We start from the raw sequence: 19,783 nt of genomic DNA, 5'->3' as shown, positions 1-19,783 counted from the left end.
TCAATAAATTAAGCTAATTAACCGCGGTAGTAACGTTGTGGTACGAATGGCATTTTCTCTACCGTCATTGGTAGCATTTTGCCGCGTACTTCTGCAAACAGCTCAGTGCCAATAGCGGCTAAATCCGCACGCACATACCCCATTGATACTGGCTTGCCCGCATTAGGACCCGCTGTACCACTGGTTACCACACCAACCTTGTTGCCGTCCGAATCAAACAACTCAGCACCTTCACGCACTGGCGCTTTAGTTTGACCAACCAAGCCGATGCGCTTACGTGCCACATCTTTCGTCTCTATCTGCTTAAGAATGATGTCTGCCCCCGGGAAGCCCCCCGCACGTTCACCGTCCGTACGACGCACTTTTTGAATACCCCATAGCAGGCTTGCCTCTACAGGTGTCGTTGTGGTGTCTAGGTCGTGACCGTATAAGCACAGACCACACTCAAGGCGTAGTGAGTCACGCGCGCCAAGGCCGATCCACTCGACTTCTTCTTCGCCCGTCAGTTTACGTGCAAGTTCTTCTGCTTTGTCAGCTGGTACCGAGATTTCGTAACCATCTTCGCCGGTGTAACCACTACGAGAAACAATGCACTCTACGCCAAGCAGTTCAACTTTACGTACATCCATAAACAACATCTCTGCCACTTCTGGAGCAAAACGCGCCAGCACTTGTGCCGCTTTAGGACCTTGAATCGCAAGCAGTGCGCGATCATCAATGATTTCCAGCTCAATACCAGATGGAAGATGCGCTTGAAGGTGTGCAATGTCTTGCTCTTTACAGGCAGCGTTCACAACAACAAACAGATGATCGCCAAGGTTCGCCACCATCAAGTCGTCCATGATGCCGCCTTGCTCATTGGTAAAGAACGCGTAACGCTGCTTGCCTGCACCTAAATCAACAATATCCACCGGAACCAATGTTTCTAGAAATGCTGCTGCACCATCACCAATCAAACGAAGTTGACCCATATGAGAAACATCAAACAGACCTGCCGCGTCGCGCGTGTGTAAATGTTCTTTCTTTACGCCCAGTAGGTATTGAACAGGCATGTCGTAACCCGCGAACGGGACCATCTTTGCGCCTGCTTCAACATGAAGTGCATGCAGTGGTGTTTTCAGAAGTTCTTGAGTCATTTTCGTCTCCATTTAGATAGACCCGATGATGCTGTCGGCATTCATTGTATTTCCAATAATAAACACGGCTGATTCAATTTTGCACGAACAAGACATCACTCGACGTTCAAAAATGTGATTTTTAACATTTTTATCACAACAAAGCGCACAAAAAATACGCTTTTATGAGTGATATACCATCAACAGAGCGTAATATTAACGTATTCAAAACGAATAGCAATCGTTTGCTTTCACTATAGGAAATTTACAACTACTTATCACTATTTGGCCGTTACCCACAAAATGTGCGCATCTTCCTCACTCACACTGGTCAACATATGGCCCATGTTCGCATCGTAATACACACTGTCGCCTTCGCTTAATACAACAGGCTCATAGAACTCAGAATAAAACATAACCTCACCGGATAAGATGAGCAAAAACTCTTCTCCATCATGGCGAACCCAATCTTTGTATTCATCAAAACTGCGAGCTCGAATTTGGCTCTTAAACGGCATCATTTTTTTATGGGAAAGTTGCGTCGCCAGCAGCTCATGTTCATAGGTTTGCGTTGGGTGCGGTTTACCCTCTTTCTTTTTAGTGACATCCCTACGCCCTGTCGCCACCTTTTTTCTCGGCGGTTCAAATAGTTGCGGCATGTCAATTTGTAAGCCATGCGCCAATTTTTGCATTGCTTGGAAGGTAGGAGAGATCTGCTCGTTTTCAATCTTACTCAGTGTAGAGCGCGCAAGACCAGTACGTTGGCTCGCCTCTTCTAAAGTAATACCAAGTTTTGAGCGGATATCTTTAATGCGCTGACCGAGCTTAAGCGGCTCTATGTTCTTATCATTATGCTCTTTCGCCAACGTCATCGACGGGTATTCATCGTATACACTTTCTGCCATAAATCCCTCTTTAAAAATTCCATTATCCCTTCCTATTTAGCATTGTGCATGAACCCTATAGTGGATAAAAGTCCACCACGTTAATTAAAGCGTGCTCTTGTTAACAAAACCAGAAATCTTGTTTCCTATAGGAAATTTCGGGTTGATTATTCATACTGCAAACGCTATGTTACCAACTTGTTAGATGCGGAGATGCACATTTCTGTAAGAGATTGGATACGAGAAAGCACAATCCGACGGCGTGTGCCCACTTATTTCGGGCCGAAGTTCACTCTGTTCTGCTTTGCAGTTCAGCTGTTTTGAGGATAAATGAGCCACCATCGCAATCAAACAACTATTTCTACTGCGGGTTCATTTTACAATTTGGAAGGTCAACTACCATGAACAAGAGTTACCCTAACTACAGCTTGGAAAACTTTTTCTCTACCAACCTCTCTGCGACAGATGATGCGGTTTTTGCAGGCATTCAGGCAGAATTCGCTCGCCAAAACGAACAAATCGAACTTATCGCTTCTGAGAACATCGTGTCTAAAGCGGTAATGCAAGCTCAAGGCACATGCCTAACCAACAAATATGCGGAAGGTTATCCAGGTCGCCGTTACTATGGTGGCTGTGAGCACGTTGATACTGTGGAAACCATTGCTATCGAACGTGCAAAAACGCTTTTTGATTGTGAATACGCAAACGTTCAACCACACTCAGGCGCACAAGCAAACGGCGCAGTAAAACTGGTACTGCTACAACCTGGCGACACCATTCTTGGTATGTCTCTTGACGCTGGCGGCCACCTCACTCACGGAGCACGCCCTGCGCTTTCTGGTAAATGGTTTAACGCAGTGCAATACGGCGTGGATCGCGAAACACTCGAAATCGACTACGAAGACGTTCGCCAACTGGCACTTGAGCACCAACCTAAAATGATCATCGCAGGTGGTAGTGCTATTCCACGTACTATCGACTTCGCAAAATTCCGTGAAATCGCCGACGAAGTTAACGCGATTCTAATGGTCGACATGGCCCACATCGCCGGTCTTGTTGCGACAGGCGCGCACCCTAGCCCACTTCCTTACGCACACGTCGTAACAACGACCACACACAAGACACTGCGCGGTCCACGTGGCGGTATGATTCTGACCAATCACGAAGACATCATTAAGAAAATCAACTCAGCGGTATTCCCAGGCTTACAAGGCGGTCCACTGATGCATGTCATCGCGTCTAAAGCGGTCGCATTTGGGGAAGCGCTTGGTCCTGAATTTAAAACTTATATTGATTCGGTGATCAATAACGCAAAAGTTCTAGCGGAAGTATTGCAAACTCGCGGGTGCGACATCGTAACTGGTGGTACTGACACGCACCTCATGCTGGTTGACCTTCGCCCTAAAGGCTTGAAAGGCAACCAAGCAGAAGAGGCGCTAGAGCGTGCAGGCATCACATGTAATAAAAATGGCATCCCATTTGATACAGAGAAGCCTATGATTACATCGGGCATTCGTTTAGGAACGCCTGCGGGGACAAGCCGCGGCTTTGGCGCTGAAGAATTCAAACTCATTGGTAACTGGATTGGCGATGTGCTGGATGGTTTGGTTAACAACCCTGAAGGTGACGCAGAAGTCGAAAAACGCGTTCGCAAACAAGTCAAAGAACTTTGCAACCGTTACCCTCTTTACCAATAAAACGATTTATTAGATCAGAATATTCCTGACAAGTTATTTGGAGATTAAGCAATGGACAAAACACTGAAGTTTACAGATAGCCATGAGTGGGTACGTGACAACGGTGACGGCACAGTAACTATCGGTATTTCAGAGCACGCGCAAGAGATGCTAGGTGACGTGGTATTCGTTGACCTGCCAGAAGTGGAAGATGAAGTCGAAGCAGGCGAAAGCTTTGCTTTGGTGGAATCTGTAAAAGCCGCTTCAGACATCTACTCACCAATCACAGGTGAAGTCGTTGAAATCAACGAAGAACTAGAAGACAGCCCAGAGCTAATCAACGAAGAACCATACGAAGGTGGTTGGATTGTGAAAGTGAAGCTTTCAGACCCATCTGAGTTGGATGACTTAAAAGATGCGGAAGAATACCTAAGCTCTATCGAAGAAGAGTAATTAGGACAATACGAAAGCTGTCCCCTTAACACCAAGTGGGCAGCTTTTTTTCTAGGTTCGGACGTATAATTAAATGTGTCAGATGACCATTTCCGATACCCGAACCAAGGAGTAGGTAAAGGACAATGACTGAATTACTTCAAAGCCTCAGCACACAAAACGAGTTCGTTGCTCGCCACAATGGACCAAACAAATCTGATCAACAGAAAATGTTGGAAGCGATCAACGCCGTTAGCCTTGATGCGCTTATCGACGAAACCGTACCAGCGCAAATTCGCCTAGAACAACCACTCACACTGGCAGAAGCAAAAAGCGAAGCCGACATGCTGGTTGCAATGCGCAAGTTCGCTGATCAGAACCAAGTTAAACGTACCTTCATTGGTCAGGGTTACTACAACACCTTCACGCCTAACGTGATTCTACGTAACGTGATGGAAAACCCGGGCTGGTATACCGCTTACACCCCTTATCAACCAGAGATCTCACAAGGTCGTCTAGAAGCCCTTCTAAACTATCAACAAATGGTGATGGATCTAACGGGAATGGAAATCGCGAATGCGTCATTGCTGGATGAAGCAACGGCAGCGGCAGAAGCGATGACACTTTGTAAGCGTGCGGGTAAGAGCAAGAGTAACGTATTCTTCGTTGCTGACGACGTTCATCCACAAACCATCGAAGTGGTAAAAACGCGTGCGAAATTCATCGGTTTTGAAGTCTTAGTTGGTTCTCTAGACTCACTACCAGAGCAAGATGTATTCGGCGCACTCGTTCAATATCCTGGCACAACGGGTGAAGTTCGTGACCTAACGGATATCATCGCAAAAGCACAAGCGAATAAAACGCTGGTAACTATCGCGACCGACCTATTGGCTTCTGCCCTACTAAAACCTGCGGGTGAAATGGGCGCAGACGTGGCAATTGGCTCTGCACAACGTTTCGGCGTGCCTATGGGGTACGGCGGTCCACACGCAGCCTTCATGGCAACACGTGACAAGCACAAGCGTACTATGCCAGGTCGTGTTATCGGCGTTTCTATCGATACTAACGGCAACCAAGCACTGCGCATGGCAATGCAAACGCGTGAGCAGCACATCCGCCGCGAAAAAGCGACATCAAACATCTGTACCGCTCAAGCACTGCTAGCCAACATGGCTTCTTTCTACGCGGTTTACCACGGCGCAGAAGGTCTACGCACTATTGCACGTCGTACGCACCACATGACAGCAATCCTAGCGGCTGGCCTAACAAAAGGCGGCTTTGAGCTTGCTCACAACAGCTTCTTCGACACCATCACCATCAACACAGGTTCACAAACCGAAGATCTATACGCGAAAGCACTAGCCGCAGACATCAACCTGCGTAAGCTTGGTACTCAGCTAGGTGTGAGCTTCGACGAAACCACAACTGTGGCAGACGTAGAAGCCCTATTCGCGGTATTCGGTGTGAAAGAAGACGTGGTAGCACTATCAACTGAAATCGCAGGTAACGAGTTTGCAGCCATTCCAGAAGCTCTGCGCCGCACAACAGAATACTTAACTCACCCTGTGTTTAATACGCACCACAGCGAAACACAGATGATGCGTTACCTGAAACAGCTAGAGAACAAAGACTTCTCGCTCACGCACGGCATGATCCCTCTGGGCAGCTGTACGATGAAGCTGAACGCAGCAGCAGAGATGATTCCGGTAACTTGGCCTGAGTTTGGTTCGATCCACCCATTCGCACCAGCAGAACAAGCCGCTGGTTACGCAGCGCTAGCAAAAGATCTTAAAGAGAAGCTATGTGAAATCACAGGCTACGACGCATTCTCACTGCAACCAAACTCTGGTGCATCGGGTGAGTACGCAGGTCTTATCGCGATTCAACGCTACCACGAAAGCCGTGGCGAAGGTCACCGCAACGTATGTTTGATCCCAAGCTCTGCGCACGGTACGAACCCTGCGACAGCGTCTATGGTGTCAATGAAAGTTGTCGTGGTTAAGTGTGATGACGAGGGCAACATCGACATCGACGACCTAGCAGTGAAAATCGAAAAGCACAAAGACAACCTATCAAGCATCATGATCACTTACCCTTCTACGCACGGCGTATATGAAGAGCAAGTGAAAGAAGTGTGTGAAATGGTTCATGCAGCGGGCGGTCAGGTTTACCTAGACGGCGCAAACATGAATGCACAGGTTGGTCTCACAACGCCGGGCTTTATCGGCTCAGACGTTTCTCACCTAAACCTACACAAAACCTTCTGTATCCCACATGGTGGTGGCGGTCCGGGTATGGGGCCTATCGGTGTGAAATCACACCTAGCGCCTTTCCTACCAGGCCACATTGAAAATGGTGCAGACGGCGAAAACTTCGCAGTATCGGCAGCGGATATGGGTAGTGCATCTATCCTGCCTATCTCTTGGGCTTACATCGCAATGATGGGGGAAGCAGGCCTTACTGACGCAACAAAAGTGGCGATTCTGAACGCCAACTACGTGATGGAAACGCTGCGCCCACACTACCCTGTTCTTTACCGTGGTACGAATGGCCGCGTCGCGCACGAATGTATTATCGACATTCGTCCACTGAAAGAAGAAACAGGCATCAGCGAAGAAGACATCGCCAAGCGTCTTATGGACTACGGTTTCCACGCACCAACCATGTCGTTCCCTGTAGCAGGCACGCTAATGGTTGAGCCAACGGAATCGGAAGACCTAGAAGAGCTAGACCGCTTCTGTGATGCGATGATCGCAATCCGTGAAGAGATGACGATGGTTAAGAACGGTGAATGGCCGCTGGATAACAACCCGCTTGTTAATGCGCCACACACTCAAGTTGACCTTGCTAAAGAAGAATGGAATCGCCCTTACTCTCGTGAGCTTGCCTGCTTCCCTTCTAAAGCAACCAAATCTTGGAAATACTGGCCAACAGTAAACCGCGTAGATAACGTATATGGCGACCGTAACCTAATCTGCTCGTGCCCAAACATCAATAACTACGAAGATTAATTTTTGCAGTGATCACAGATAACCAAGTTGGAAACTGTGATAACCGAGTTGGAAACCGATAACTAAGTTGGAAACTAACTTGAATAACAAAAGGCGAACCAAATGGTTCGCCTTTTGTCTATGTGCCGTTTTTAGTCTCGTATGACTTCATATTTGAGGTACTAAGAACTCAGGTCGTTCTACCCCATAATCATAATCAGTGAAAGAAACTAATCCACAGCTAACAACCTGATTATAAACTTCATCACTTAAGAGTATCGACGCGTCTTTAATAAAATAAGCGCTCTCTTCAATAGCAACTGACAAATTAAATTCAAGAAAATAAAATCATTAACGCTCAGTGTTAATAAATAACCTATGTCCATTATATCGTTCAAGATTAGTAATCTTATCTCATTTCAAGAGCTCATTCTGGCACAATCTGAACACTTAGAGTAAAATATGGAAAGAGAAAAAGTATTGGTTCAGGTGTTCGGAATCAACCGTAAATAATCGCTCGCAATCACCGAAATACGCAACAAAGTTGCTTAAAGGGGATGATAATAATATGGCCACCGTCTATGTAAGCATTGGAAGCAACATTAACCGCGAACATCACATCACAGAATCTATCCATGCATTAAATAATCGCTTTGCACCTCTGCGCATTTCTAATTTCTACGATTGCCAGTCTGTTGGTTTCGAAGGGGATAACTTTCTAAACCTCGTCGTTGGATTCGAATGTGACCTCCCTGTCGCACAACTGGCTAAGGTTTTACATCAAATCGAATTAGAGAATGATCGCAAGCGTGAGACGAAAGCGTATGCTTCACGTACTCTAGATATCGATATCCTTCTTTATGGTAATCAAGTGGGCATTATCGACGGAGTCGAGCTGCCTAGATGCGAAATCACCGAGTACGCTTTTGTGCTTCGACCTTTAGTCGATGTTGCCGCGCAAGAACTTCACCCCACTCTAAACATCTCTTTTCAGCACATCTGGAATAACTTCGATCAGTTGAGTCAGAAAACCGAACTTATCCCTTTTAAGCTCAGTTTCACTGAGTCCTTGCAACTGCCGTAAGAAAGAACGACTGACATTTACTTCTAAGGATCGGAAACTGCTATGAATCACAACGCCATTATTACCATTACAAATCTCAGACTAAGAACTTTTATAGGTTTCAACGAAGAAGAGAAAACTAAGCAGCAAGACATCATTATAAATGCAGAAATCCATTACCCCGCGAACAACCTTTGTCTCGCAGACGATGTGGACCATGCACTTAACTACAAAAACATCTGCAAAAAAATTATTCAACATGTCGAATCCGGAAGATTTTTGCTTTTAGAAAAGTTAACCAGCGACGTACTCAGCATTTGTATAGATCATCCATGGATACGATACGCTCAAGTTAGAATTGATAAACCTCATGCTTTACGTTTTGCCGACTCCGTCTCGCTCACCCTGAGCTATGAGGCAGACCACGACAATAATTCAAAAGGAGCGAATAAATGCTAACCACTGAAGCTGAAAAAGTAAGAGAAGCTTTGCTCGCAAGAGGACTAGAAACACCGATGACACCAAGCAAAATGGACAATGATGAGAAGTACAGCCGCATCAAAGGACTTTTAACTGAAGTTGTCAGTACTCTTGGACTGGATTTAACCGATGACAGTCTCGCTGAAACACCTCACCGCATTGCAAAAATGTACGTTCATGAGATATTTTCAGGGCTCGATTACAATAACTTTCCAAAAATCACTGTGATAGACAACAAAATGTCTCTTAATGAAATGGTTAAGGTATCAGACATAGATTTAACATCGACGTGCGAACATCACTTCATCACCATCGATGGTTTAGCACAAGTTGCCTATATCCCTGAATCCAAGATTCTCGGGCTGTCTAAAATAAACCGTATTGTTCGATTCTTCGCTCAGCGCCCTCAGGTCCAAGAACGCCTTACTCAGCAAATTCTGGTCGCGATACAGACTCTAGTTGAAACAGAAAATGTTGCCGTAACTATAAAAGCAACTCACTATTGCGTTAAATCCAGAGGCGTCATGGATGCAAACTCAGAAACCTCAACAACCGCTCTCGGTGGTATTTTCAAAACTAATCCTCAAACTAGAGCTGAGTTTTTACGATGAATGAAACGATTCTAGTAACTGGTGTGGGAAAGCGACTAGGCTTCGCACTGGCGCAGCAACTGTTATCGGACGGTTACAATGTCGTTGGTACCTACAGAAGCTGCTATCCTCAACTGCAACTATTGCGCGACAATGGGGCAGACTTGCAACAGGTAGACTTTTATCAACAAGGTAGCCTAGAGGGCTTTCTTCATTACGTTGGTCAAGAATATAAAACACTTCGAGCCATCATACATAATGCATCCGACTGGAAGTCGGAGAACAAGAATAATCCCATTGAGAACGCATCACAAATCATGAGCCAGATGATGACGCTTCACGCTACCGTGCCTTATCTGGTCAATTTAACACTCAAAGACAATCTGATGTCTGGCGATAAAACTTCGGACATTATTCACATCAGTGATTACGTTGTGGAAAAAGGCAGTAAGAAACACATCGCTTACGCTGCAAGCAAAGCCGCACTCAACAACCTGACGCTTTCGTTCTCAGCGATGCTGGCTCCAAAGGTGAAAGTCAATACTATCTCTCCAGCCATGCTTAAGTTCAATGAACATGACGACGAGACGTACAAGTCCAAAGCTCTGCAAAAAGCACTGATCCCCAAAGAGGCGGGCTTTGAGGAAGTGATAGATGGCATCAAGTTTGTTTTGGCTAGTCACTACATGACAGGAAGAACTTTGCACCTTGATGGCGGCAGACATTTGAAGTGAAGAAGTCCTTGTATTTTAAGCTTACGGTCAACATCTCTGCGAAAACCTAATTCTGGACAAGGCTTTACTGATGCCGTGGAAATGTATAGGAAGCAGAGAGCAGATTACATCATGGCGCGAGCAGTAAAAGCTCATAGGGACATCGGATATATGTCAGCGAACCGAATCAGTTCTTGCAATCACATGGGCATCCATATATATCCAACTGCGATTTATGCCTTTCAATGATATTGTTTATCAATGATACCGCATAACAATGCAGGTGGAATTTGGTGGTTAGAAATGCCGATTTTGCGCGAGAATGGGAGAAAGCGAGCATCGATGTGCGTAGTCTGCCATTAGCACAAGTCGGGTTATTTTCTGACAGGGATTATCAGTGTTCTGTTGCGCAAGCTTGAAAAGGGGCAAATATGAGTTGAAAGTACAAGCATCGTTAGTCAGTTGTTTGGATCTCGTTATTCTGAACCGCAAGGGAACGAGCATGATTGAAAATCTACTAACCACATACTGTGTGGCTCAGTTTGCCTATTAGCTTGGAAGCGCGTTTTCTGATATTCCTTGCCTCGCTTAGACTCGCTAGAATACCCGAGAATAGATCAAACAAGGCGACCCAAATAACTCGCCTTGCACAAAACTCGGTTTTGGGTAAAGCCCCATTGCGCGCGATAAGGTTAATTAGCTTTTGATGCCGCGTGCTGCTCTAACATGAACCCGATCACTTCTTCATTTAAGCAAGATTTACTGACGTATTGACGTTGCTTACCCAGATGGAGGATAAGGCCCAAATCGGTTTGTTCTAGTTGGTCGATTTCTTTCCAAGCAATGCTGCGATCGATTTTACCGCTTTTGTAATTCACACCGTTCTCGTTCACTTGAAACACCACTTTTTTGCCGCGGTTTGAGCTGATGGTTTGTCGCCATAACCACCAAGTTCGCTTAAAATAAACACTGAACGCTTCAATAACACTCAATACGATAAAGAACCAACCGACGTAACCGTTAGGTAGCAGCTCAAATTCCAATAACACCACACCGAAGATAAGAAAGAGGATCCCTTTCAGATAAGCTTGTGGGAACTTAGGTGGCTGACTAGTTTGATCATAACACTCCGCAAAGAAAGGCTTGTCGAGTGTGTATTCTGTGGTGAATTCGAAATCTTTAGACATGTAGGGTTACTTTAAGTTTTCTGTGAATGAGAATTCTTGGTTATGCTATTGCAATACGAGCATTGTAGCGCTTCTCGAGACTAATCTTTAGCTATTTTGATTCTGTTTTGTAAGTCAATAATACCGAAAGCGCTAGAAGACCGTGTTGAACTTGCCAAGAGCAAACAAGGCGAACCATTCGATTCGCCTTGTCACCACTCATCATGATTTTATTTTAGTGGGTCATTGTCTGGCAACGCACTATGAATCCAAAGAGCCAGTCTGTGTTTGATGTTTGCGCCGTCGAGCTTGTTATCAGGTAATGGCGTGATCTGCTTGGCATCGACCAAGAATAGGTAAATCGCTTTTACTCTAACAGGTTGTGGTGACTGAGGAAGATCAAAGCCTTGCAACTTCGCCATCTTCCCGCCAATCTCTAGTGCCTTTTTAACCAGTTTGTCTTCATTGTGAAGCTTGGCGCTTTTTGCCATTAATAGAATCCTCTTCTTCGCTTGGACTAAGCATACATTAAGTGTCGCCAACGGCGTGTTATTAAGCTCTCATATTGATAAGATTTCGCCACATTATTCAGTAAGCGATTAAAACGCCCGAATCAATCAACTTATCTATCGGGAAGAACGCGTTAAGTTGCAACGGTCATCAAATACCGGACACAGTTTTTATCGATAGCTTAGAAGCGCGCTGTGTGAGATTCCTAGTTTCGCTTGGACTCGCTTGAATGACCGCCTTGAGTAGTGCGGTGTTGACTCCTCAAGAGTGCGCCGTGAGCTTTCTTTTTCTATCGCTTTCGATGATACTCTGCACATTCTTGATTGATTGGAAAACGTCATGCCTCAAGCAAATTCCGTGGTCGTACTCGACTTTGAAACCACTGGCCTCTCTCCTAATATGGGCGATCGTGCCATTGAAATTGGTGCGGTGAAATTAGTCGATGGTGAGGTTATCGATAGTTTTCAGCAGTTGATGAATCCTGGCTTCAGAGTAAGCTCATTCATTGAAAATTACACGGGTATCACCAATAACATGTTACGCACTGCACCCGGTTGTGATGAAGTAATGGCATCGTTTAGTGAATTCATTGCCGGGGAGAACCTTATCGCTCACAATGCATCGTTCGATAAACGATTTTTAGATGCCGAGCTTGAGAGAATCCACTCTGGTTATTCCGGCGAGTTCGCTTGCTCCTTGCTGGTGGCAAGACGATTGATCCAAGATGCGCCATCGCACAAACTGGGGGAGCTTATTCGTTACAAAAACATCGTCAATGACGGTGTTTTTCACCGCGCTTTAGCCGATGCCCAAATGACCGCCAACCTTTGGCTGAAAATGATAGAAGGCTTAGAGCAATCAGGCATCGCCAAGCCAAGTTTTCAGTTTATGCAGACCATTAGCAAAACAGCAAAAGGCAAAGTAGATCTGCTACTCGCTAAACACCTCGCTTAATTCATTCCCACTCAAACGCTTCTCTAGTAAGCATTAGAGGGCGTTTGAGTTACCTTCTCAGGCGTTAATGTGAATTTCAAGGTGCTTTTGGGGAGTCACCGTTTTAGAGCATTCATACCTATCGCAGCAAGTACATGATCAGAATTCGCGTTCCAGCAATCTAGGGTGAGCAGTTATGTACTTCAATTGGTATCACTTAGTATTTAACGGTTTTTCGCCACTCATTGGGGGTGACTTGGCATTTTTTTCTTGAATTGCTCGCTGACTACAATTTTTGCGCTAGCCTCCTAATTTTACTGCTATTATTAGAACGGATGTCTTTTTCGTTATTAGTATTGATTGATGAAATTGCCTAGCCCCTAGGCACTTTGATAATAATGCAACCTTAACCGAAAGGTGCGCAATATGATTGGCAAGGGATACAAAAACTACATTAAATCAGCTCAAACTAGAGACGCTCGCACCTTTGATATTATTATCATTGGCTCAGGAACCGGAGGCATGAGTGCAGCCTCCTTTTTAGCCCAGACAGGAAAACGCGTCCTTCTGTTAGAGCAACACAACGTACTCGGGGGATATACCCATACGTTTGGCCGCAAGGGATATTCCTGGGATGTGGGTCTGCACTATGTGGGCCAAGTTCATATCGAGGGAACGACATTAAACAAGGTCTTTCGCTATATTTCGAAAGACACGCTCAAATGGGCTCCCCTTGATGACATTTATGACCGAGCGGTCTTTGGCAAAGATGAATTCCAGTTCCCTAGAGGACGAGAGAACCTTAAGAGCAAGCTAAAGCAATACTTCCCAGAAGAACAGGATAAAGCCTCAATCGATACGTACTTCTCTTTACTCGATGAGGCACAAAAACTCGGTAGCGGTTATTACATTGAAAAAACCCTCCCTCCATTTCTGTCAAATCTCTTTGGCGATTTTCTTCGTCGCGGCACGCTCAAATTCTCCGACAAAACCACATTAGAAGTATTAAGTGGGATTACCGACAATCCCAAACTGATTGGGGTATTGACCTGTCAATATGGCGATTATGGTTTAGAACCGTCAAAAAGCAGTTTTTACATGCATGCATTGCTTGCTAATCACTATATCGAAGGGGCCGCTTATCCAGTAGGCGGAGCATCGAAACTTGCCGAGTGCATCGTTCCGATTATTGAGCAATCGGGAGGTGTGGCCTTAACACAGGCCGACGTGCGTGAAATTATCATCGAGAACAATAGAGCTGTTGGCGTGCGTATGAATGACGGGGAAAGGTTTTACGCCACGACGATTGTTAGCGCCACTGGTATTGTGAACACCTATTCGCATTTATTGCCCAAAGAGGTGTGTCAGAAGCATCAGTTAGACAAGCTTATTGACAAGTTAGAACCTTCAACGGCGCATGTCGGATTATATATTGGTATCAAAGAGTCCTCTTCAACGTTAAATTTACCCAAATGCAATTACTGGATTTTCCCGCAGCAGTACAATCATGATCAAGGGCGAGCCGAATACAAGGATTTTGCCTCCACGCTTCCAGTATCTTTTGTCTCATTCCCTTGGGCAAAAGACCCATCAGCAGAACAAACTCATCCCGGAAAAAGCACCGCTGAAGTTGTGATTTTGGTGCCCTATAACTGGTTTAAACAATGGGAAGCGACCAAATGGCATAACCGTGGCGAAGAATATAACGCACTTAAAGAACGATTAGCGCAGCAAATGTTGAAGCAGCTCTACCGCGTGGCACCGCAGCTTGAGGGCAAGGTCGATTATTACGAAGTCTCTACCCCACTCAGTACGCGTCATTTCTCGTACCACGAGCAAGGAGAGATCTATGGTATTGCCCATTCACCGCAGCGCTTTAGGCAAAAGTTCCTGCGCGTTCAAACACCGATATCTGGACTATTTCTTTCGGGGCAGGATGTCATGACAGCAAGTATCGCGGGGGGCACCATGGCAGGGTTGCTGTGCGCGTCGACAATTTTAAAGAAAAACCTTCTATGGACAGTCCACAAAACAATAAGATAGATCTCAATCAGCGTATTGCCATCCTTGGTGCGGGTGCGGCGGGGCTCAGTGCTGCAGAAGCCCTGAAGCAAAAAGGCTATAAACACATCACGGTCTTCGAGCGTACCGATCACGCTGGCGGAAAGTGCCTGAGTGTCGAGCTCGGCTCAAAAACCTACGAACTCGGGGCGGGTATTGTCACGGAGAATAACACCGTACCGCTCCAGCTAGCCAAACAATATGGGATCCCCATCGAGCAGGTTCGTTTCGGCCAAAGTATTTATGTCGACAAAAACGGCCAACAAATCGCGACACAGTCACTGACGTTCAAGCTCAAAGTGCTCTGGCAACTGTTTTTCCGTTACCGGCGTATTCTCAAGCAATACAGAGCGCTGGAATCACCCGGGTTTCACAATCTTTCCCCGGAGATTACTGTGCCGTTCGACCAATTTGCCAAAGAGAAAAAAATGACTGACTTGGCCAACATCTTCAGTCTGTTTCTTTCCGGGTTCGGCTATTGCTACTCCGATCATGTGCCAACGGCTTATGTATTGAAATATGTCAACAGGAAGACCATCGTAGCTTACTTAAAAAGCCAAGTTTATCTCTTTCCCGATGGTATCCAGGAGCTATGGACACGAGTCGCAAAAGAGCATGATGTCCGATTTGAGGCTGAGATTACCCAAATCAACCGAGGCGATGTCATCACCATTCATTCGCAGGCAGGTGCAGAAGAGTTCGATAAGCTTATCGTTACCTCACCATTGGATGAGACGGCGTTATTTATGGACTTGAGTGATCAAGAGCAGATGCTATTCGAAAAAATCATGTATCTTGATTATCAAACCATTCTTTGCACGGTGAACCATTTCGTTGAAAAGACAGGCTACGTACCTGAGAACTTCATTCGGGAGCGAGAGGGTCATCCCGTTTTCTGGTATTACAGACAAGCCGGACAGCCAATCTATTCTTTTTATGTTCTAACCGATAAAAACATCAGCGAAAAAGATGTCACTGATAACCTAAGAACGTTTGTTCGCCAAATGGGCGGGGAGATAGAGTCTATTCATCAATTTATTCATTGGAAATACTTCCCTCATGTCGATTCCGCTGAAATGAACGACGGGTTTTATGACAAACTCGATAAGATGCAAGGAAATCAGCACACCTACTATGCTGGCGAAATACTCAATTTTAGCTGCGTGGGATTTACGAGCGAATATGCTGACTATATCGTACACCGATATTTTTAATTGAACGGTTCTTAATGGCCAATCAAGCCTTATCCCCAAGTAACCTCGAGATGCTAAGTTCATCGAGAATGCGTTGCTTGTAGACGAGGCAACGATTTGAAGATCTAGGGATTCTAAATTAAAAATCGTTAACAATGTATACAAGCCAAAGTAACTCATCCCATCACTTAATCGTGGGTGCTCACTGGTCTAACTCTCCAAAGTCGCATACTATGCCAAGTACCTACAAAGCTTTGTGAGCCACTCATGGGCAGTAAAAATAAAAAGAACCTCGGTATTCTCCTTAAACTCAGCGCCTTTGTGTCACCCTATAAATGGCGGGTTTCCGCTGCCTTAGTAGCACTGGTTGCGACGGCAAGTCTCACCTTATCGGTTGGCTATGGCGTACGCATTCTGATTGACCAAGGATTTGCTCAGCAATCATTGCAAGAGCTCACTAATGCGATTCAGTTTATTGTGGGTGTCACGCTGTGTATTGCGGTAGGTACGTTCTTCCGTTTCTATCTTGTTTCATCGGTGGGTGAACGCGTAAGCGCCGATATTCGCCTTGCGGTGTTTAACCATGTGATCACACTGCACCCTAGCTACTTTGAGACCAACAGCAGCGGCGATATTATGTCGCGCCTCACCACGGATACCACGTTGCTACAAAGCATTATTGGCTCGTCGTTCTCTATGGCGATGCGCAGCGCCTTAATGTGTTTTGGCGCGATCATTATGTTGTTTGCGACCAACTTTAAGCTCACGTTGATTGTGCTTGCTTCCGTGCCATTCGTGTTGGTTCCTATTTTGGTTTACGGACGACGAGTACGTGCCCTATCGCGCCAAAGTCAAGACTCCATGGCCAATGTCGGCAGTTATGCGGGTGAAGCGATAGAACATATCAAAACGGTGCAAAGCTTTAGCTCAGAACAACATGAGAGAGCCGCCTTTGCCGTTGAAGTAGAAAGAGCCTACGAGGTAGGTAGACAACGAGTAAAGCAGCGCGCGATTCTGATCTCTGGCGTTATTGTGATTGTGTTCAGTGCCATTGCTGGCATGCTTTGGGTTGGCGGTAGTGACGTAATTAATGGCAAGATGTCGGCGGGTGATCTAGCCGCATTTGTGTTTTACGCCATTATGGTGGCCTCTTCTACCGCAACCATTTCAGAAGTGTTAGGCGAACTGCAACGAGCCGCAGGCGCAACCGAGAGATTGATTGAAATTCTACAAGTGGAGAGCGATATCAGCGCGCCAATCAACCACTTGCCAATCAGCGAAGATATGCCTGCTGAAGTGAGATTTCACTCAGTGAACTTTAACTATCCTTCTCGCCCTGACCAACCTGCTATCAAGGGGTTAAACCTGACGGCAGAACAAGGCAAGGTGTTGGCGTTGGTTGGCCCTTCTGGTGCGGGTAAAACGACACTATTCGAGTTACTGCAACGTTTTTACGACCCGCAGCAAGGGCAAGTGCTATTTGGAGGAGAAGACATTCGACAGTTCGATCCAAACGATCTTCGCCGTCAAATGGCGTTGGTACCTCAGCAACCAGCGTTGTTTAGCCACGATGTGTTCCACAACATTCGCTACGGCAACCCAGACGCCACAGACGAGCAAGTGATTGAAGCGGCAAAGAAAGCCCATGCGCATGAATTTATCGAGAAACTGCCTGATGGCTATCGTAGCTTTTTAGGTGAGCGCGGCGTAAGACTGTCTGGCGGCCAAAAGCAGAGAATTGCCATTGCTCGTGCGATTCTTAAAGATCCGAAAATCTTATTGCTTGATGAAGCCACCAGCGCACTCGACAGTGAAAGTGAACACCATGTCCAGCAAGCGCTTGAGGCGTTAATGGAAGACCGTACGACCTTGATCATTGCACATCGCCTATCCACCATCCAACATGCGGATAAGATTGCGGTATTAGACGGTGGCGAGCTGATTGATATCGGCAATCACCAATCATTGATGCAAAGCTGTGAGTTGTATCAGCGATTGGTCGCGTTGCAATTTAAACATTTAGATTAACACTTGCTTAAGCTCGCTATAAACAATCCAAATTTAAAAAGGCGAAACCAATTGTTCGCCTTCGTTCTAAGTTTATATATAACGCATTAAAAATACTCATCTTTATTTCTGCCCTCCCATAGCTCATAATTTTTCATAACTCTGGAAAACTGCGGACTTTGTATGTAACCATTCAGCCAAACTTTTAACTTCACGTATGGGCTTTGACGAAACCACTGCTTATCAATGCGAGCATATTTACGTAGAAATGGCAGTAGTGCGATATCGACTAAACTCTCTTGATCCGAGAACAGAAATGAATGCTCAGTTAAACGCGCTTCAAGCTTGGCAAGTTCGATTTCACACGCTTTACGTAATTCATCCGTATTGTCTTCATGGTAGCGTTTAGCACACCCAAAGATATTGAGTGCCGGGATGAAAGTTCGTTCGAAGTCTTCGATTATAGAGCGCATTATAGGCAAGGCTTTTGGATTATCACCTTGTAACAAGCCATCCGGATCGTTTTGAGAAAGCGCCCAAATCATGATATCTAGACTTTCTTCCAACACCTCAGTTGCTTTTGGTGTATTTCTATTCCCTAATGTGGATTTGGGCATGACTAAAACGGGCACACTCCCCTTTGGTGATGCTTCTAACATCTCTGTTGGTTTGTTATCGAGCTTGATTGACCGAATGAGTACGCTCTGATGCGCCTTAAGCAGAGCAAACCGAGCGCGAATGGCATAAGGGCAATTGTGCAGTGAATAGAGAATGGGGGCCGAGTTGTTCTCCATATGGGGCTCCGTCAACAGTTGCATCTCTCAATTTAACACCCACATCAATCAAAGTCGGTGAGCATACCGAGAAAAGCTTCTCGTGATTCTGAGCTATTATCACGATGCGTTTTGTATTCGGCGTGTGCATGGGCCGTTGCGATTGGTGATAACTGAATGCTCCATAGCGCATTGACCTCATTTGGTACGACTGAATAACGTACATCAATGATCCGCAGTTTATCGCTAGGATCTTGCGCAACATAGCCATTAGAAAACCATCGAAAGCGTTCGATGTCTTTGGCTTGTTGTGATTTTGGGTCAAGCCACGGGAAGTCTCTATTGACGTCTAGCTTGGCAACGGATTCTCCAGGATAGGATTTGACTGTCGCTCCTACCCTTACTGCATCGATGTGGTAGTGCCCTTCCGTTTCATACACGATTTTCCAAACCAATATGTTGGCAAACGTAGGTTTTGCCGCCAGCCGTATCGGTGTATGCTGCCTTTCTTGCGCTAACTCCCATCCTGCGACTTCAGCTTTGTCTCGCTGAATCATCCCTAACGTTAGGTAAACCAGAGCCCAAAGAAAAGCGATACGAGCATACCAAGGGTTTCGCTTCAATGTTGCAAAAGAAACGAGTATCAATATGGGCAATGTAAATGCAGGATCGATAACCGAGACGGTATTCCATGCATAACGTAGGTTGCTTAGCGGCCAAAATAGTTGGGTGCCATAACTGGTGCAAGCATCCAGCAGCGCGTGAGTGCCATAGCCTAACGTGCAATAAAACCAACTTTGTTTAAACGTGAGTCCACGCCTTTTTGCAAATAACGGATGTAAAACCAAAGTGCAAATTAAGCTACCAATGGGAATAAACAACAGTGAATGAGTAAACTGTCGGTGATACTCCAACACTAACAATGGGTCACTCGATGAACGGATAAGTACATCTAAATCCGGAGCCATTCCAGCAAACAATCCTAAAACGCCAGCGATAACCAACTGTCCCCTTTTACTTGCCGACTGTGGTAACGATGCACCCAGTAAACCCTGCGTTAATGGATCCATAACTTACTCACGCCAAGGTGTCAGCGCCGATGTAAAAATGACCCACTAACACCGATTTAAAATTGACCCACCTGAGGCAAACTATCCGTTCGTAAATGGACAAAGCGGCGGATTATGATCAATCAGG

General features: G+C 45.7%; 17 protein-coding genes. 11 read left to right on the top strand and 6 right to left on the bottom strand.

Annotated features, from left to right (window positions below):
• Window positions 1-17 precede the first annotated feature (17 nt).
• Both gcvT and AK965_RS00080 read right to left on the bottom strand, forming a co-directional pair.
• Window positions 18-1,136, bottom strand: coding sequence for a glycine cleavage system aminomethyltransferase GcvT (gcvT, locus tag AK965_RS00085; protein ID WP_099077688.1), 1,119 nt, complete (start codon window positions 1,134-1,136; stop codon window positions 18-20).
• A 260-nt stretch (window positions 1,137-1,396) separates the two neighbouring features.
• Window positions 1,397-2,020, bottom strand: a complete 624-nt coding sequence (locus tag AK965_RS00080) for a helix-turn-helix domain-containing protein (protein WP_099077687.1) — start codon at window positions 2,018-2,020, stop codon at window positions 1,397-1,399.
• Window positions 2,021-2,400: 380 nt separating this feature from the next.
• Between AK965_RS00080 and AK965_RS00075 the strand changes: the two genes are divergently transcribed.
• From AK965_RS00075 to folM, 7 genes are all read left to right on the top strand, one after another.
• Complete coding sequence (locus AK965_RS00075) at window positions 2,401-3,696, top strand: serine hydroxymethyltransferase (RefSeq protein ID WP_099077686.1); 1,296 nt, start codon at window positions 2,401-2,403, stop codon at window positions 3,694-3,696.
• 51 nt (window positions 3,697-3,747) lie between these two features.
• Complete coding sequence (gene gcvH / locus AK965_RS00070; RefSeq protein WP_099077685.1) at window positions 3,748-4,128, top strand: glycine cleavage system protein GcvH; 381 nt, start codon at window positions 3,748-3,750, stop codon at window positions 4,126-4,128.
• A 125-nt stretch (window positions 4,129-4,253) separates the two neighbouring features.
• The gene (gcvP, locus tag AK965_RS00065; RefSeq protein ID WP_099077684.1) at window positions 4,254-7,118 is read left to right on the top strand and encodes an aminomethyl-transferring glycine dehydrogenase; all 2,865 of its coding nucleotides are present in this window, start codon (window positions 4,254-4,256) and stop codon (window positions 7,116-7,118) included.
• Window positions 7,119-7,665: 547 nt separating this feature from the next.
• Window positions 7,666-8,181: a 2-amino-4-hydroxy-6-hydroxymethyldihydropteridine diphosphokinase gene (gene folK / locus AK965_RS00060; protein ID WP_099077683.1), complete on the top strand. Its 516-nt coding sequence runs from the start codon at window positions 7,666-7,668 to the stop codon at window positions 8,179-8,181.
• 42 nt (window positions 8,182-8,223) lie between these two features.
• Window positions 8,224-8,619, top strand: coding sequence for a dihydroneopterin triphosphate 2'-epimerase (gene folX / locus AK965_RS00055; RefSeq protein WP_099077682.1), 396 nt, complete (start codon window positions 8,224-8,226; stop codon window positions 8,617-8,619).
• On the top strand, window positions 8,613-9,251 hold the full coding sequence (gene folE / locus AK965_RS00050; RefSeq protein ID WP_099077681.1) for a GTP cyclohydrolase I FolE: 639 nt from the start codon (window positions 8,613-8,615) through the stop codon (window positions 9,249-9,251). The genes folX and folE overlap by 7 nt, the downstream gene beginning before the upstream one ends.
• Window positions 9,248-9,964, top strand: a complete 717-nt coding sequence (gene folM / locus AK965_RS00045; protein ID WP_099077680.1) for a dihydromonapterin reductase — start codon at window positions 9,248-9,250, stop codon at window positions 9,962-9,964. Before folE ends, folM begins: the two co-directional genes overlap by 4 nt.
• 671 nt (window positions 9,965-10,635) lie before the next feature.
• On the opposite strand, the gene AK965_RS00040 is transcribed toward folM, so the two are convergent.
• Together AK965_RS00040 and AK965_RS00035 are read right to left on the bottom strand one after the other, a co-directional pair.
• A complete protein-coding gene (locus AK965_RS00040) occupies window positions 10,636-11,130 on the bottom strand; it encodes a YcxB family protein (protein WP_099077679.1) in 495 nt (164 codons plus the stop codon).
• A 209-nt stretch (window positions 11,131-11,339) separates the two neighbouring features.
• Window positions 11,340-11,600 (bottom strand): DUF5062 family protein, encoded by a 261-nt coding sequence (locus AK965_RS00035; protein ID WP_099077678.1) that lies wholly within the window; start codon window positions 11,598-11,600, stop codon window positions 11,340-11,342.
• Window positions 11,601-11,958: 358 nt separating this feature from the next.
• On the opposite strand from AK965_RS00035, the gene AK965_RS00030 reads away from it, so the two are divergent.
• From AK965_RS00030 to AK965_RS00015, 4 genes are all read left to right on the top strand, one after another.
• Entirely contained in the window at window positions 11,959-12,573 is a 615-nt protein-coding gene (locus AK965_RS00030) for a PolC-type DNA polymerase III (protein WP_099077677.1), read from the top strand.
• Between the two features lie 405 nt (window positions 12,574-12,978).
• Window positions 12,979-14,595, top strand: a complete 1,617-nt coding sequence (locus AK965_RS00025; RefSeq protein WP_099077676.1) for an NAD(P)/FAD-dependent oxidoreductase — start codon at window positions 12,979-12,981, stop codon at window positions 14,593-14,595.
• Window positions 14,568-15,827: an FAD-dependent oxidoreductase gene (locus AK965_RS00020; RefSeq protein ID WP_099077675.1), complete on the top strand. Its 1,260-nt coding sequence runs from the start codon at window positions 14,568-14,570 to the stop codon at window positions 15,825-15,827. Before AK965_RS00025 ends, AK965_RS00020 begins: the two co-directional genes overlap by 28 nt.
• Window positions 15,828-16,073: 246 nt before the next feature.
• Window positions 16,074-17,834: an ABC transporter ATP-binding protein/permease gene (locus AK965_RS00015; protein WP_099077674.1), complete on the top strand. Its 1,761-nt coding sequence runs from the start codon at window positions 16,074-16,076 to the stop codon at window positions 17,832-17,834.
• A gap of 86 nt (window positions 17,835-17,920) precedes the next feature.
• On the opposite strand, the gene AK965_RS00010 is transcribed toward AK965_RS00015, so the two are convergent.
• Both AK965_RS00010 and AK965_RS00005 read right to left on the bottom strand, forming a co-directional pair.
• Window positions 17,921-18,607 (bottom strand): glutathione S-transferase, encoded by a 687-nt coding sequence (locus AK965_RS00010; RefSeq protein WP_099077673.1) that lies wholly within the window; start codon window positions 18,605-18,607, stop codon window positions 17,921-17,923.
• 44 nt (window positions 18,608-18,651) lie between these two features.
• Window positions 18,652-19,656: a metal-dependent hydrolase gene (locus tag AK965_RS00005; RefSeq protein ID WP_099077672.1), complete on the bottom strand. Its 1,005-nt coding sequence runs from the start codon at window positions 19,654-19,656 to the stop codon at window positions 18,652-18,654.
• Window positions 19,657-19,783: the final 127 nt, after the last annotated feature.

This window comes from Vibrio sp. PID17_43 (assembly GCF_002608565.1).
In the GTDB taxonomy this organism is placed as follows: domain Bacteria; phylum Pseudomonadota; class Gammaproteobacteria; order Enterobacterales; family Vibrionaceae; genus Vibrio.
Note: the sequence above shows the minus strand (reverse complement) of the source record. Positions and strands in the feature narration are given on the sequence as shown.